The sequence below is a fragment of the Heliomicrobium modesticaldum Ice1 genome, from assembly GCF_000019165.1.
GTDB classification, from domain to species: Bacteria; Bacillota; Desulfitobacteriia; order Heliobacteriales; family Heliobacteriaceae; genus Heliomicrobium; species Heliomicrobium modesticaldum.
Genome location: NC_010337.2, coordinates 2409711 through 2424213, shown reverse-complemented (window position 1 = coordinate 2424213; position 14503 = coordinate 2409711). Strand labels below are relative to the sequence as shown.

Annotated in this window: 12 protein-coding genes; 3 read left to right on the top strand and 9 right to left on the bottom strand. The window is 57.1% G+C overall.

Annotated features, from left to right (window positions below; all coding sequences use genetic code 11):
- Positions 1-11: 11 nt before the first annotated feature.
- From lepA to HM1_RS11125, 4 genes are all read right to left on the bottom strand, one after another.
- Positions 12-1817 (bottom strand): translation elongation factor 4, encoded by a 1806-nt coding sequence (gene lepA, locus HM1_RS11140; protein WP_012283479.1) that lies wholly within the window; start codon positions 1815-1817, stop codon positions 12-14.
- Positions 1818-1974: 157 nt separating this feature from the next.
- Positions 1975-3567: a murein biosynthesis integral membrane protein MurJ gene (gene murJ / locus HM1_RS11135; protein ID WP_012283477.1), complete on the bottom strand. Its 1593-nt coding sequence runs from the start codon at positions 3565-3567 to the stop codon at positions 1975-1977.
- 144 nt (positions 3568-3711) lie between these two features.
- Entirely contained in the window at positions 3712-4680 is a 969-nt protein-coding gene (spoIIP, locus tag HM1_RS14730) for a stage II sporulation protein P (RefSeq protein WP_257720222.1), read from the bottom strand.
- A gap of 280 nt (positions 4681-4960) precedes the next feature.
- Positions 4961-5320, bottom strand: a complete 360-nt coding sequence (locus HM1_RS11125; protein ID WP_012283475.1) for a phage holin family protein — start codon at positions 5318-5320, stop codon at positions 4961-4963.
- 206 nt (positions 5321-5526) lie between these two features.
- Here HM1_RS11125 and rpsT point away from each other — a divergent pair, with 206 nt between their 5' ends.
- Positions 5527-5793 carry a 30S ribosomal protein S20 gene (rpsT, locus tag HM1_RS11120; RefSeq protein ID WP_012283474.1) on the top strand — a complete coding sequence of 89 codons (267 nt, stop codon included), beginning with the start codon at positions 5527-5529 and terminating at the stop codon, positions 5791-5793.
- Between the two features lie 81 nt (positions 5794-5874).
- Here the strand turns inward: rpsT and holA are convergent, their stop codons facing one another.
- The gene (holA, locus tag HM1_RS11115; RefSeq protein WP_012283473.1) at positions 5875-6978 is read right to left on the bottom strand and encodes a DNA polymerase III subunit delta; all 1104 of its coding nucleotides are present in this window, start codon (positions 6976-6978) and stop codon (positions 5875-5877) included.
- A gap of 101 nt (positions 6979-7079) precedes the next feature.
- On the opposite strand from holA, the gene HM1_RS11110 reads away from it, so the two are divergent.
- On the top strand, positions 7080-8345 hold the full coding sequence (locus HM1_RS11110; protein ID WP_012283472.1) for a CotS family spore coat protein: 1266 nt from the start codon (positions 7080-7082) through the stop codon (positions 8343-8345).
- 67 nt (positions 8346-8412) lie between these two features.
- The gene (locus tag HM1_RS11105; RefSeq protein ID WP_012283471.1) at positions 8413-11058 is read left to right on the top strand and encodes a DNA internalization-related competence protein ComEC/Rec2; all 2646 of its coding nucleotides are present in this window, start codon (positions 8413-8415) and stop codon (positions 11056-11058) included.
- On the opposite strand, the gene HM1_RS11100 is transcribed toward HM1_RS11105, so the two are convergent.
- From HM1_RS11100 to rbsB, 4 genes are all read right to left on the bottom strand, one after another.
- Entirely contained in the window at positions 11019-11480 is a 462-nt protein-coding gene (locus HM1_RS11100; RefSeq protein ID WP_049754130.1) for a Fur family transcriptional regulator, read from the bottom strand. The two genes, HM1_RS11105 and HM1_RS11100, sit on opposite strands and share 40 nt — an antisense overlap.
- 72 nt (positions 11481-11552) lie before the next feature.
- On the bottom strand, positions 11553-12413 hold the full coding sequence (locus tag HM1_RS11095; protein ID WP_012283469.1) for a metal ABC transporter permease: 861 nt from the start codon (positions 12411-12413) through the stop codon (positions 11553-11555).
- Between the two features lie 13 nt (positions 12414-12426).
- Positions 12427-13236 (bottom strand): metal ABC transporter ATP-binding protein, encoded by an 810-nt coding sequence (locus tag HM1_RS11090; RefSeq protein ID WP_236995018.1) that lies wholly within the window; start codon positions 13234-13236, stop codon positions 12427-12429.
- 285 nt (positions 13237-13521) lie between these two features.
- The gene (rbsB, locus tag HM1_RS11085; RefSeq protein WP_012283467.1) at positions 13522-14463 is read right to left on the bottom strand and encodes a ribose ABC transporter substrate-binding protein RbsB; all 942 of its coding nucleotides are present in this window, start codon (positions 14461-14463) and stop codon (positions 13522-13524) included.
- Between the last annotated feature and the right edge of the window lie 40 nt (positions 14464-14503).

Here is a 14503-nt window from a genome sequence, read left to right as displayed (position 1 = left end):
CCAAATCGGCCCTACTTATCTATGCTGAGGACGGCCATGAAAGCTTCCTGCGGGATTTCGACGCTTCCCACCTGTTTCATCCGCTTCTTGCCCTCTTTTTGCTTTTCCAGGAGCTTGCGTTTTCGCGAGATGTCACCGCCATAGCACTTGGCGAGCACGTTTTTGCGGATGGCCTTGATCGTCTCGCGGGCGATGACCTTGTTGCCGATGACGGCCTGGATGGGCACCTCGAACATCTGCCGAGGGATGAGGTCTTTGAGTTTATCAGCCAGCGCCCGGCCACGGTTATAGGCGCGGTCGCGGTGGACGATGATGGAGAAAGCGTCAATGAGATCCCCGTTGAGCAGGATGTCCAGTTTGACCAGTTCGGAGACGCGATAGCCGATCAGCTCATAGTCCAGGGAGGCATACCCCTTGGTGCGGGACTTCAACTGGTCAAAAAAGTCGAAGATGATCTCCGCCAGAGGCAGTTCATAGATCAGCATCACCCGCTGTGCGGCGATGTAGTCCATATTGATGAAGACGCCCCGTTTTTCCTGGCAAAGTTCCATGACAGCGCCAACGAAGTCAGAAGGCACCATGACAGAGGCTTTGACATAAGGCTCTTCGATGGTCTCAATCTTCTGGTTCGGCGGGAGTTTGGTCGGGTTGTCGACGAATACCACCTGTCCGTCTGTCTGGTTGACCTTGTAGATGACGTTCGGCGCCGTCGTAATCAGGTCAAGATCAAACTCCCGTTCCAGCCGCTCCTGAACGATCTCCATATGCAGCAACCCAAGGAAGCCGCAACGAAAGCCGAAACCGAGAGCCACCGACGTTTCCGGTTCATAGATGAGGGCTGCATCGTTAAGACGCAGTTTATCCAGGGCATCGCGCAGATCTTCATAACCGGCGCCTTCCACAGGATAGAGGCCGCAGTAGACCATGGGCGTCACCTGGCGATAGCCGGGCAGCGGCTCTTTGGCCGGATGGTCGGCGTCGGTGATCGTGTCGCCTACGCGGGTGTCCTTGACGTTTTTGATCGAGGCGACAATAAAGCCGACTTCTCCGGAGGAGAGCTTCTCCACCTGCCGGGGCGCCGGGGTAAAAACGCCCACTTCGGTCACCTCAAAGGTCTTGCCGGTGGACATCATTTTGATTTTCGTGCCTTTTTTCACGGTGCCTTCGACGACACGGACATAGGAAATGGCACCCTTATAAGCGTCGTAAAAGGAATCAAAAATCATGCACTGTAGCGGCGCTGTCGGGTCGCCCTCCGGCGGCGGGATCTTGGCCACGATCGCCTCCAGTGTCTCTTCGATGCCGATGCCGGCTTTCGCGGAAACCAGGATGGCGTCGGAGGCGTCCAAACCGATAACATCCTCGATCTCCTGCTTGACCCGGTCAGGCTCGGCGCTGGGCAGGTCGATCTTGTTGACGACGGGGATGATCTCCAGATCATTCTCCAACGCCAGATAAACGTTGGCAAGCGTCTGGGCCTCGATGCCCTGTGCGGCGTCAACGACCAGCAAGGCCCCCTCGCAGGCGGCGAGGGAACGGGAAACCTCATATGTGAAATCCACGTGGCCCGGGGTGTCGATCAGGTTCAGCGTATAGACCTGACCGTCCTTCGCCTTGTATTGGAGACGAACAGCTTGCAGCTTGATCGTGATGCCCCGTTCCCGCTCCAGGTCCATCGAGTCGAGGACCTGGTCCTCCATCTCACGCTCCGTCAGCGCCCCGGTAAACTCCAGGATGCGGTCGGCAAGGGTCGATTTGCCGTGGTCAATATGGGCGATAATACAGAAATTTCGAATGTTGGCTTGCGCCTTTCCCATAATTCTATGAATCCTCCCTTGCCAATCGCACAGACATATGCAATATATTATAACTCATTTCACGGAGAGCAAACAACGTGAATCGAAAAGCCAATCCCTGCATTTTAAAAAAGACCCGCTTAAAAAAGAAGACCCGCACGAATCAGCGTGCAGGTTGCTAACGCCCCATAAACCGGCCGAGGAAGGTGCGGGCGACCATGTCCGCCTCCTCCATCTTCATGAAGTAGGTTACCAGCGCGTAGACGCCAGCGCCGGCTGATATGGTAACCGTCAACAGGATCAATTGACCTGTAAGGACGGTTATATCCACCATGACGGCCATGAACCCCTGCAAGGCCCTGATCACACCTCCCATGATCGCCGAGGCCACCAGCGTTTTCAACAGCGACGCCAATAGCCGCCCACCGTCGATAGAGCGCAGCGCCCGCCGCGCCAGGAGCAGGAAAATGGCGAAGGCGACGACAGCGCTGAGGGAGAAGGCCATGGCCAACCCTTCTGCCCCCCAGTAACGGATCAGGACCAGGCTGAGCGCCGTGTTGAGGACGAGAACGATCAAGCTGACACGGACCGGGATGGAAGGCCGCTGCAAGGCATAGAAGACACGAGGCAGCAACTGATTGGCGCCTTGGGCAAAGAGGCCGATGAGGAAGAACAGCAATACGGACGCTGTCGCCAAGGTGGCGCCATGATCGAATTTATCACGCTCGAAAAGGACCTGCACGATGGGAACGCGCAGGGTGGCCATGCCGACGGCAGCAGGGACGGTGATGTAGATGACGGTCCGCAACCCCAGCGACAGGTTGCGGCGAAAATCGGTCCATTCCCTGCGGGCGGCGGCGCTCGTCAGACTAGGAAAAACAGCCACCGAAATGGCGATGGCGAAGACCCCGAGCGGAAGTTGCATCAGACGGTTGGCGAAGCGGAGGGCTGTGATCGATCCTGGTTCCAAAGCGGATGCCAGGTTTTGGTTGATGATGTCCTGGACCTGACCGATCGACAGACCGAGGAGGGCCGGACCCATTAATGTAGCGATCTGGCGAACGCCGGGATGGTCAAGCCGCATCACCAACTGGTAGCGTAGGCCGATGCGCAGCAGCATGGGCACCTGCACGAGAAAGTTGGCAATGGCGCCGAGAACAACGCCGACGGAAAAGGCGGCGATGCCGAAGGTGTCAGAAAAGAAATAGCCGCAGAGGATGATGACCACGTTATAGAGGATCGCCCCGATAGAAGGCATCAGGAAGTGCTGGAAGGAGTTCAGCACCCCCATGGCTAACCCGGCCAGGCCGGTGAACAAGACGGAGGGAAACATGATCCGCGTCAAGAAGATCGTTCGTTCCAGCGTCTCTCCCTCAAAGTCATAGGCAACCAGGGGGATCAACTGGGGGGTGAAAATCTCGCCGATGATAATGCCGAGCGTAAGCAACAGGAGCATGGCATTGATAAAGGTGGACGCCACGATCCAGCCGTCATCCTCTTTGTCGGTGGCGACGTAGGAGGAAAAGACCGGGATAAAGGCCGTCGAGAGGGCGCCTCCGACGAGCAAGAAATAAAGAAAATCAGGCAGCGCGAAGGCGGCGATGTATGAATCGGTGACAGCATTCTGTCCAAATTTGGCCCCGATCACCGCTTCCCGGACAAAACCGAGGAGGCGGGAGATCAACATGGCCAGCATGATCGATCCGGCCGCCTTGGCGATGCGCTGACCGCCCCGGGAAGGCGGCGATCCATCGTTGTCGATGTGGTTCACTGTCCGACTCCCTTTCCTGGCTGGCTTCCTCCCTAATTGTAGTAACTTTTTTTGCTTTGACAACTGTATTTCCGTCAAATCTCCGGCGAGAAGTTAAAAAAGCTTCTACCTGGGTACGGGCCATTCTTTCCGACGGTGAAGTCGTCATCCTCCTCTTTTCGCATTGTGGAGCAAACCCTTCTCTTGAATCACCTTCGCCAGGGCGTCAGCGAAGATCTCCGCCGCCGCCTGGGCCTCGGCCACACTGTTGCGATCTCCACCGATTTCCACGAGCAGTGCCCTGGGATGCAGCTGCTGGTGGTAGCGACCAGCCTTAGTGATGACCCCCTTACACAGTCCCGGCGCTTTTTCATCCAGTTTGGCTGCCACAGCTTCGGCAAACCGGAGGTTATCCTTCCAGCGAGGATGGGCAGCCCGGGCGTCAGTCCCCACAACGATCAGGATCCGCGCTGCCTTTCGACCGCCCACCGTCACCGTTTCCCGCAGAGGAACGGCGTCGCGATGGAGATCGATGATCGCCAGAGGATTGGGGTAGCGCTGCAGCAACGCCAGGAGTGTCTTTCGCGATTGGACATAGGCCAGGTCATAAGAGGGGTAGTCATGAATGGCGTCAGAATGAACAACCGTTAGCTTCTGCTTCTCTTGAAGCCGCGTTCCCAGGCGCTTGCCGACCATGAAGACGCCGGCGTTGCGCCCGTCAAGCCGGGACGAACCGCCGTCAGCGCCGTAATTTTCAGCATTGTGGGTGTGATAAAGCAAGACAACAGGGTTTGGCTCCCCTGAAGGCGGCTGGGGAGGAACATCGGAAGCCGGCGGATCAAAGAAACTCTTCTCTGTGTTTTGGCCTGAATCGCTGCTGCGCTCTCCGCGAGGGTCCTCGCGAAGGATATCAAGATCAGGGTAATCATCCCCCTCTTGTTCCACAGCCCCCTTTAGATTGGCGACGCTGGTTTTTTCGCCGGAAGCCACTGTGTTTTCCTGGCCGGACATCGAGGTGGCCTGCTGCAGTGTTGTGCTCAGCAAGGGGAGCTGCCCTTCGAGCAGACGACTAAGTTGACCGGCCCTAAAGCCCCTCGAACTGGAGGTCGTCGGTGCTTCTTCTTTGTCATTCATGTCCGCGCCGTCGCCTTGATCGGTCGGGGTCGCCGAAGATGGCGATGAAAGGATAGGCAAAGCCAGCCGAAGAATATCAAAAGGCGGGAACCATGTCCAAAAAGCCGGCATGGCCCGCCACATCCATCCAAACAGCGCGAACGAGACGAGCAAGACGACGACCCAAAAGCGACTCGGGCCTGTGCGCCCCCATGGGTTTGTCCGGCGAATGCGCAAAATAAAAACCCCCTTCTTACCCAATATATGGGTATGTCGGGGGCTCGCCAGCTATGACTCCGCCTTACCGTTTTCCTCCGCCGGGAAGCGCTCTCGGCGTCAGCGGCGTCGGCAACACGGCATCGATGGCGCCGATGATCAACGCTGCAATCAAAGCGCCGATGATACTGGTCTGGATCGCGTTCGGCACCAGCAGTTGGCTCAGCCAGATGACGGCTGCGGAAACGAGAAACCCGACGATACCGCGATGCATGCCGGTGATCCGGTCTCCGAACAGGGCCTCCGCCGCATAACCCAGCAGGGCGATAACCAGGGCGGCCACAACAGCGCCGACAATGCCGTTGATGACGAAGAAAGGAATGAACCAACTGGCCACCAAGAGGACAACGGCGGAGACGAGAAAGCGGACGACCATTGAAAACATGATTGGCTGTTTCCTCCTTTTGGAACATTTCGCCCATAGTTTCTCCTCTCCTTCCCGATTCATACATCCGCCTCTCCTTTTTTTAGCAAAAAAACCTTACACCACGAAAAAACCGTCATTTTCTGGCTGGAGCGCAAAGTCTTTCTTGCTTCTCACGCTGTCACATGGTAGAATAGCTTTTGTTGAGTGGCAAGGAGGTGAGGAGTGTGCCCAATATCAAATCAGCGATCAAGCGGGTCAAGATCGCCCGTGAGCGGACGTTGAAAAACGCCTCTGCCCGTTCGGCGCTGCGGACGACGTTGAAGCGTTTCGAAGCCGCCTTGGCCTCCGCCGACGTGGACAATGCTCGCGCCGCCCTTGCCAAGGCAGTTCGGGCTCTCGATAAAGCCGCCGCCAAAGGTCTGATCCACAAGAATACGGCGTCTCGCAAAAAGTCCCGTATCACGAAGCGTTTCAACAAGGCTGTGGTGTGAGGCCGATTCTGCCAGGCAGTTTTTACGGCGTCAAAAATAAGAAATTGAAAAGGGAGATCGGAACATCCGGTCTCCCTTTTGTCATGCCCTTTTGTTGGACTGTATCCCTTCCCCAGCGAAGGCCAGCAGGCAGAGTTCCAGCGTCTGCCGGGCCTCGCCTGCGCCTGTCTTGATGGCCACATCGGCTGCCGTCAGACGATGATAGAGGCGGCGCAGTTCCTCCCTGGGAAAGCGGTCGGCCTGGCTCTCCAGCTTTCGCACAACCCCTGCGGGCAGCTTCATCTCCCTGGCCCAATCGGTCTTACGCAGACCGGAGGCCGTCAGTTCCTTGATGTGCAGTAATTGTCGCACATGGCGGATGATCAGGAAGAGCAGCCGTATGGGATGCTGGCCGTTGCGGACGAGATCGCAGGTGATGCGCAAGGCATTGTCGACCTGTCCGTCGCCTAGGGCGTCGGCGATGGCGAAAACATTGTCTTCCGGTGTGGCCGGGACGAGGCGGCGGACTCGTTCCGGCGTCACCCGCCGGGTCGGGGACGGCTCACCAAGGAAGTTGCGCAGTTTCTCCAGCTCCAATACCAGCCGACCCAGATCGTCGCCGGCGCGGTCGATGAGCAGGTTCAGCGCCTCGGCTTCAAAGGGCAATTTCATCGCCTTGGCCTGCTGGGCCGCCCAGTTCCGCAAGTCGGATTCGGATAGTTTTTTGATCTCGACGGCATGGCCGGCCTTTTCAATCGCTTTGTATAAGCGTTTCCGTTTATCAACCCCCGAAGGGGAGAAAAAGACAAGGCATGTTGTCCGCGATGGATCAGCGAGATATTGGAGCAGCGGCGCCTCTGGTTCCATCGTCTTGAAACGACTGGCTCCTTTGCCTTTCCCCGACGAGGCCCCCTCCCCATCGGCCCCATCAGAACCGCGAGCGGCGCGCAACAGGGGCGTGTCTCGCACGATGACGAGGCGTCGTTCCGCCATGAAGGGCGGGGTCTGGGCCGCTTCGGCGATCATTTCGGCCGTCACGTCTCCCTCCAGTCGGTCCATGTTGAATTCCCCTCCCGGTTGTCCGGCAAAGCGCGCCATCAACTCTTCCAGGATTTCGCTCATCAGGTAGGGTTCATCGCCGTAGATCAGGTAGACAGGAGCATAAACATTCCGCTGGAGCGTCGCCTTCATACCGGCATAATCCATGAGCAACCCGCCTTTCTGCAGACCCCTTGGGGACTGCTCTTCATATATTGTAAAACGAAATCGAGCAAAGGCAAGGGCAGTCGGCAAGGTGGTTGCAGCCTTTGGCAGAGACGGCGGAACAACTGGTCGAACTGATCCGGCGGGAGTACGGTCTGCATGTCCGGGCGATCCAGCGGCTGACGCCGGTCTGGCGGCTGGAGACCGATATAGGGCCCCTCTGTTTAAAAAGAGTGGGCTATGATGAAGGGAAGCTGGGCTTTATCTGTGCGGCCATGGAACATCTGCGTAGGCAAGGCTTTACCCGTTCACCTGTCTTGCTCCCTTCGCGGGAGGGGCGGCTATGGATCCCAGATCTGGACATGCGTGGAGATTACCGGGATACTGGCAGGGATGGTTGGTTGTTCTTGACCGACTGGGTTGCTGACCGGCCCTGCAATTTTTCTGAGGAAGCCCACATCCTCGCCGCAGCGGCGACCTTAGCCGAGTTCCACCAGTACGCGAAGGGACTGACGTCTCCCGACTTGTCCCGGCGGCGGGGCCACTGGATGCGTTGGCCTCGGTTGCTGGCGGGACGAACCGCCGATTTGCACCGCTATGAGACGCTGGGCGCAAGGGCGCCCATTGAGCGGGAGCTGCTAAAAACACAGATCCGGCAAGCGCAAAGGGCGCTGGCTGTGCTGGAAAGATCGGAGTTTGGGCGCATCGCTGCCGCATCGCAGATGGAAAAAACCTTCGTCCATCGCGATATCGCCGCCCGTAACTTTGTCCTCAACTACCGTGATGAGGCGCACTTAATCGACTTTGACTATTGCCGTTGTGACCTGCACCTTGTCGACATAGCCCGCCTTCTCGAGCGGGTGTTGCGGTACCACCGCTGGTCCTATTCGCTCGGGCAGAAGATCCTCTCCGTCTATGAGGAAACAACTCCCCTGCAACCGAGCGAATACCCTGTGCTCCTCGCCTTCCTGCTCTTTCCGCAGCGCTTCTGGCGCCTTTACCGCCGCCGTTACGACGGTTTTATATCGGATGCCTCCGAATTTAGCCGCGACCTGCGGCAACTGCAAGCGGAACAAAGACAAAAGGGCTTCTTCCTCCGCCGTTTCGCCGAGGAATACTGTTGGGGTTTTTTGCACCGTCATGGTTTCGATTGTATCGTGGAGGCTGAAACTTTTTTGAATGAAGAGGGCCTTTTGGCAGAGGAAGGGGCTATTGTGCAGGCGGAGCATATCGCGAAAGAAGGTATTGTAAAGGCAGGGAGTATAGAGGAGAAGGACATGGCTATTGGGAAGAGGCGGGACATACGGGCAGGTTCTTGGGGTCTTGCCTATCGGCTCGAGTTATACAAGCGTTTTTTCAAGCAGTCTTAATTTTCTTCTATTGGGGTAAAAAGGGATTTGTTGTATATATGTAGAAAAAACCACTGGAGGTGTCGCTATGAAGCGTCCTTTGGTGGTTTTTGTTTGCCTCTATGCTGCCGGCGTCGCGCTGGGGCTTTTCATCTATGAAATCAAAGCCTATCCCGTCTCCGATGAAACGGTCCAAATGGGCCTGGCGCTGGCCGTTAACGGGGTGGCGATGCTGATCTGGGGAGATCGGCATCTGTTTGATGCGTCAACGGTGCAGATCCTGCCGAGCCTCTGGAAACGATCTGCCTTGTATGCTGCCGTCATTGCCGCTGGGGCCGTCTACGCTTTCTTGGGAGCAGCGCCCATTTCCGGACTGTACCCGTCACTGGAGCGAACGGTCACGCTGGCTGGCAGGGTGGAACAGATCGTCTCGAAAGATGCCCCCCTGCTCATGGATCTGCGGACCATTGAGGGGGAATTGATCCGCGTGAGATCCCAGCGAGCGCCGTCGGGGCTTGCGCTTCATCCTTTCGAATGGATAGAGGTGACAGGGCAGTTGCGTCTCCCGACAGAACGGCGCAACCCTGGAGATTTTGACTACCGTTCCTATCTGTGGCGACAAGGTATCGCCGTAGAACTCCACTGTCGCAGCGGCGATGCGATCGGGCGGCTCCGCTCCCTCATCACCGATGCAGAAGGTGAGATTGTTGTCGATAAGGAGGATGGTTTTTCTGGCAAAAGCATCATCGACGGAATCGCGGGTGCTGCATACGGCCTGCGCGGACAAATGGAGGCTTTTCTCTTTTCGCAACTCCCTCTGGAAACGGCAGGTATTATCAATGGGATCCTCTTCGGCGGTCAGGGCGATTTATCGGAAGCGGATCGACAAGTCTACCGCATCACCGGTGTCGCCCATGCCTTCGCCGTATCTGGCTCCAACATCGGGGTGATCGCCGGGACGGTGTTGACACTACTGCGCGGCAGTCGGCGCTGGCGGGCGCCCCTCTGGCCGAGTATCGCCGTAACAGCTGCCGCTATCGTGTTTTACAGTTTCATGACCGGTTTTCCCGCATCGGTGCAGCGGGCGCTATTGATGGCGCTAGGCGGGCTCCTGGCCTACGGATTCCAAGGCAGAGCCGATCCGCCGACACTCCTGGCTGCGGCCGCGCTGCCCATCCTGCTCGTCAATCCCCTGATGCTCGCTGACCCCGGTTTTCAATTATCCTTTGCGGCCACCTGGGGCATCCTGTACCTCTTCCCCACGCTGCACCGGGCGCTCCAACCTGCCAATGAGCGTCTCGTGCGGTCACTGGAGCGACGATTGGATGTCCCTTTGACCATCGCAGGCAGCTTTGTGCGCAGTGGGATAAGGCTGATCAGCGATGCCTTGCTTGTCTCCCTGGCGGCGCAACTGGCAGTATCACCCCTCGGCCTCTACTACTTCAACCTGTTTTCTATCGTCGGCCTTCTGGCCAACCTTGCCGGCGGGGCGATCATCGCCCTAGTGACGATCTTGGGTTTCGTCTCGTTCCTGCTGTTGCCCATCTGGTCCACAGGCGCGCTGAGTTTCACCCTCGTTTCAGCAGCTGCCGTCAGTCTCCTGAACACATTCCTTCACAGCTTGGCCGGCCTGCCGGGGGCTGCATTGACAGTGGCCACACCTTCTCCTTTGCTTCTGACCGCTTACTACCTGGTCCTCATCTTTTTTCGGGAAAGCCTCACCGGCCATCTCCGTCCAAAAACGGCTGCCTACATCCAGGATTGGTCTGTACGGCTAGCCCCGGTCCTGTTCATCCTCTTTCTCGCCTTCCGTCTTCTGGCGCCGGAAGAACTGCGGATCACCTTTATGGATGTGGGACAAGGTGACGGCATCCTGATTGAGACACCAGGCGGCAAGAAGGTGCTGGTCGATACACCCGGACCGCCGCTCTTCATCCTCAGAAACGCAGAGGAGCAGCCTAAAAAAAGCTACGACCCCGGTGAACAGGTCGTAACCCCCTTTTTTCACCGCCAGGGGATCACCCGATTGGACTTGATCGTCAATACCCATGCCGATCAGGATCACATCGGCGGCCTTCCCTATCTGTTGAACGAGTTCCCGGTGCGCCGACTGGTGCTTTCCACCCCTCCCGGTCCTGCACCAACAGTTTACCTGGCACTGAGGGAACTGGCTGAACAACGAGCTGTTTCCGTCCTGGAAGCGCCGGAACCGGGCATCGACATCAGCCCTGATCCGGCTGTCCGGATGACGGTTCTATACCCGACGCCAGACCTTCCGCCCCGGACAGTCAACGATTCTTCCCTGGCGCTGCTGATCGAACACGGCCGTTGCCGCCTGCTGCTGACGGGCGACCTGGAGCGGGAAGGACAGGCCTATCTCGTTTCCCGTTTCGGAAGCGATCTTTTTCCCATGACGGCGGGGGTGGTTAAAATCCCTCACCATGGCAGCCGGCATAACCTGGAACCAACATTTATGGGCGCACTCGGCGAACCGGACCTGGCTGTCGTCTCTGTCGGCCGGAACAGCTTCGGTCACCCCGCGCCGGAAGTCTTACAACGTTGGGGAGAACAGTGTGCTGAGGTCTTGCGCACCGATACCTGCGGCGCCGTCATCGCAACAAGCGACGGCGAGCAGTGGCGATGGAATACAACTCGCCGGCAGAGGCAGCCGGAACACTCCCTCATCTCTACAGATCAGGAGGTCGCTTCCCCCTTTTGGCAATCGCAACAGTAGCCGAATACCTCGAACGTATGCCCGAGAACTTGAAAATGCGCTTGCCGAGCCAGTTCCTCCATCTTCTCCTCCATGGGACAATAGGGCAGACAGAATGATTTGCCGCAAGACACACAAACCAGGTGGTGGTGGTGGGGCCTCCCATCCAATTCATACCGGGCGCCCTCTTTCCCCTGCTGGCTGATCAAGCTGACCACCCCCAGGTCGTAAAGCACCTTCAGGTTGCGGTAGACCGTGTCGGCGCTCATATCGGGGTAGTCCTCGCGAAGGCGGTCGACCATCTCCTTCACGGAAAGCGGTTCTTTTGCTTCAATCAGGGTGCCGATCACCGCCCGGCGCTGAGGTGTAAACTTGTACCCCTTTTCCTTAAGCAGATCAAGCACATTCTCTGTCTGCGTCTGTTTCGTTTCCTCTATCGCCATGACGCCTCCCATCGATTCTAAGTTTTATTTTTTTCTATCGCAGAAAGCTCCTGCCCGCTTGCAAGTCATCGATCAGTGATTCACCAGTCCGCGCACCGCAGCCTCTTCTCTGGACTGGCGGCGAAGAAAGCGATCAGCGGCGGCGCGCAAGGCGATGGTTGCCACCAGCAGCACGACTGCCAGCAAGACGATGGTCCCGCCCGGGGCGAGATCGAGATAATAAGAAGCCGTCAGCCCGACGCTGACTTCCGCTAAGGCATAGAGCAGCGCCAGCCAGAAGGCCTTCCGGAAGCTGTTCGCCGCCTGCAGGCTGGCGGCCACAGGCAGAACAAGCATGGACGATACGAGCAGGATACCGACGATCCGCATAGAAGCGGCCACGACAAGGGCTGTCAATACCATAATCATCAGGTTGAGGCCATTAACGGGCAGCCCGCTCAACCTCGCCTTTTCCTCGTTTAAGGTGATATAAAAAAAGCGATGGTAAAAGAGACCAACTATCAGCAACACAGTGATGGTGACGACGGCCAGAATGGTCAGATCGCGATCAGTGACGGCAACAATGCTGCCAAAGAGATAGCTCAAGATATCGGAAGAGGCCGATTTTTTCATGCTCAACAGGATGACCGCCAGGGCGACGCCGCCGGACAAAAAAACGGCGATGGAGATCTCGGCGTAGTTTTGAAAGCGGCGGCGCAACCGCTCCAAACCGAGAACGGCGACGATAGAAAAGCCTAGAGCCATCAAGGGCGGGTAAAGGCCGAGCAGCATCCCCCCGGCGACACCGGCGAGGGAAACGTGGGAAATCGTATCACCGATCAGGGAAAGACGGCGCAGGACGAGAAAAAGTCCGATGGCCGGACAGATGACGGCGACCATAACGCCAGCCAAAAGCGCCCGGACCATGAAATCGTGTTGGAGCATTTCGGGCATGAGGCTCCCCCCCTTAATGGCCGTGCCGAATCATCTGAACAGGGTGACCGTAGAGCAGTGAGAGGATTTCCGACTGGCGCGCCTTAAAGCCGCTCACCTCGCCATGGAAAAAAAGGCGGCGGTTCAGGCAGACGAGCTTGTTGACTCGCTCCGTCACAGCGCCGATGTCGTGGGAGACGATGACAATCGTCATGGCTGATTTGCTGTTCAATCGTTCCAGGAGGCTGTAAAACTGCTCTTCCTGCTCCGCGTCGACACCCACAGTCGGCTCGTCTAAAAAGAGGATCTCCGGTTCTCCGGCGAGCGCCTGAGCAATAAAGACCCGCTGCTGCTGACCACCGGACAGGTGACCGATCAGCCGATCGGCGAAGGTGTCCATCCCCACCGTGGCCAGGGACTGGTCGATGACCGCCCGGTCAGCATTGTTCAAGCGCCCGAAGAGTCCCTTCCGTCCCAGCCTTCCAGCGGCGACGACCTCGCGTACAGTAGCGGGAAAAGCGGCGTTAAAGGCAGTCGCCTTTTGCGGCACATAACCGATCCGGCTCCACTGGCGAAACTGCGCCAACGGTTCTCCCCAGAGCAGCACCTGTCCCTGTTCGGGCGTCAACAAACCGAGGAGCAGCCGCAAGAGCGTTGACTTGCCCGAACCGTTTGGACCGATGATGCCGAGAAAATCTCCTCGGTAGATGTTCAACTGGATGTCACTCAGGGTCTCTTGATGACCGTATCGAAAAGAGAGATTGCGGGCCTCGACGAGCAGATCTTTATCAGACTGCCAAAGAGGCGGAGGTGCCTGCACAATCCCCTTTTTGCGAATGGACACGGTCTATCCCCCTTTCAGACACTCGACGTGAATGCCATCGGCTATATTTCAACCATGACTGATACGTTATAAGATTATTCTTATTTGTAATTTCAGCTTACACCGATTTCGTTGCCGAGACAAGTCTCATCTGCCGAACATCCATTTCATCGACACCAAAAAAAGAGTTTCCTTCAACGGACAATCTTCTCCATTTTACCCCTATCGCGATAGAGCTAAACAAAACGGGAGGCCGCAAACCAAACGCTAGACGTTGGTCACAGCCTCCGAGTTTTCTATTCTTCTTTATTGCTTGGTGATCAACTTTAGCGCAACAGGGATTTTCGCTTCCACTTTTTCTTTCTTGACCACTTTTTCCGCAGTCTGCACGCCTATTTCGCCGATCAACTTGGGTTGTTGGGCGACGGTGGCCGACATCTTGCCTTCTTGAACGGCCTTAACCGCGTCAGCACCGCCGTCAAAGCCGACGAGAATTACGTTCTTCTTGGCTGCTTGCAGGGCTTGCAGGGCACCGAGAGCCATTTCATCGTTGTGACAGAAGACGGCTTGAAGGTCGGGCTGGCTCTGAAGGATGTTCTCCATGACAGTCATCCCCTTGGAGCGGTTGAAATCGGCAGGCTGCTTGGCTACGACCTTGATTTCCTTTTCACTGTCGATGAGGCTGTGGAAGCCCTGTCCGCGATCACGGGCGGCGGAGGTGCCGGCAATGCCTTCCAGTTCAGCTACTTTGCCTTTGCCGTTCAGGGACTTGATGACAAAATCGGCAGCAAGTTTTCCGCCGGATACGTTGTCGGAGGCGATGTGAGAGATGACATCACCGCCGCTGACGCTGCGGTCTAGGGTGATGACCGGTATATTCGCTTTGTTGGCCTCTTTAACAGCGGCGACAAGACCATCGCTATCGGTCGGGTTGAGCAGGATGATGTCCACTTTTTGCTGGATCAGGTTCTCAACCTGGGAAACTTGCTTGGAGGCATCGTCCTGGGCGTCCATGACGATCAGCTTGGCGCCTATTTTATCGGCGGCAGCTTGAGCGCCATCGCGCATATCGACAAAGAAGGGGTTATTCAGCGTCGAGAGGGCGATCCCGACAGTCATCTGTTTCGTCGAATCTGCCGGTTTTTCGGCCGGTTTGGGCGGTTCCTTGGAACCGCTGCAGCCAGCGAGCATACCGACTATGAAGAGGGAGCCTACGACGAGGGATGCTGCTTTTAAGTACCTTTTCATGAGATTACCTCCTATTTGTTCCATCTTTCTTTCAATGTTA

Bases quoted from the DNA above. Each gene is read 5' to 3' on its own strand.
- HM1_RS11100 (WP_049754130.1), bottom strand. From the start codon at position 11,480: ATGGCGATAGAGGAAACGAAACAGACGCAGACAGAGAATGTGCTTGAT.
- rbsB (WP_012283467.1), bottom strand. From the start codon at position 14,463: ATGAAAAGGTACTTAAAAGCAGCATCCCTCGTCGTAGGCTCCCTCTTC.
- HM1_RS11125 (WP_012283475.1), bottom strand. From the start codon at position 5,320: ATGTTTTCAATGGTCGTCCGCTTTCTCGTCTCCGCCGTTGTCCTCTTG.
- lepA (WP_012283479.1), bottom strand. From the start codon at position 1,817: ATGGGAAAGGCGCAAGCCAACATTCGAAATTTCTGTATTATCGCCCAT.
- holA (WP_012283473.1), bottom strand. From the start codon at position 6,978: ATGGATTATGCCGGTATGAAGGCGACGCTCCAGCGGAATGTTTATGCT.
- HM1_RS11105 (WP_012283471.1), top strand. From the start codon at position 8,413: ATGAAGCGTCCTTTGGTGGTTTTTGTTTGCCTCTATGCTGCCGGCGTC.
- HM1_RS11095 (WP_012283469.1), bottom strand. From the start codon at position 12,413: ATGCCCGAAATGCTCCAACACGATTTCATGGTCCGGGCGCTTTTGGCT.
- spoIIP (WP_257720222.1), bottom strand. From the start codon at position 4,680: ATGAATGACAAAGAAGAAGCACCGACGACCTCCAGTTCGAGGGGCTTT.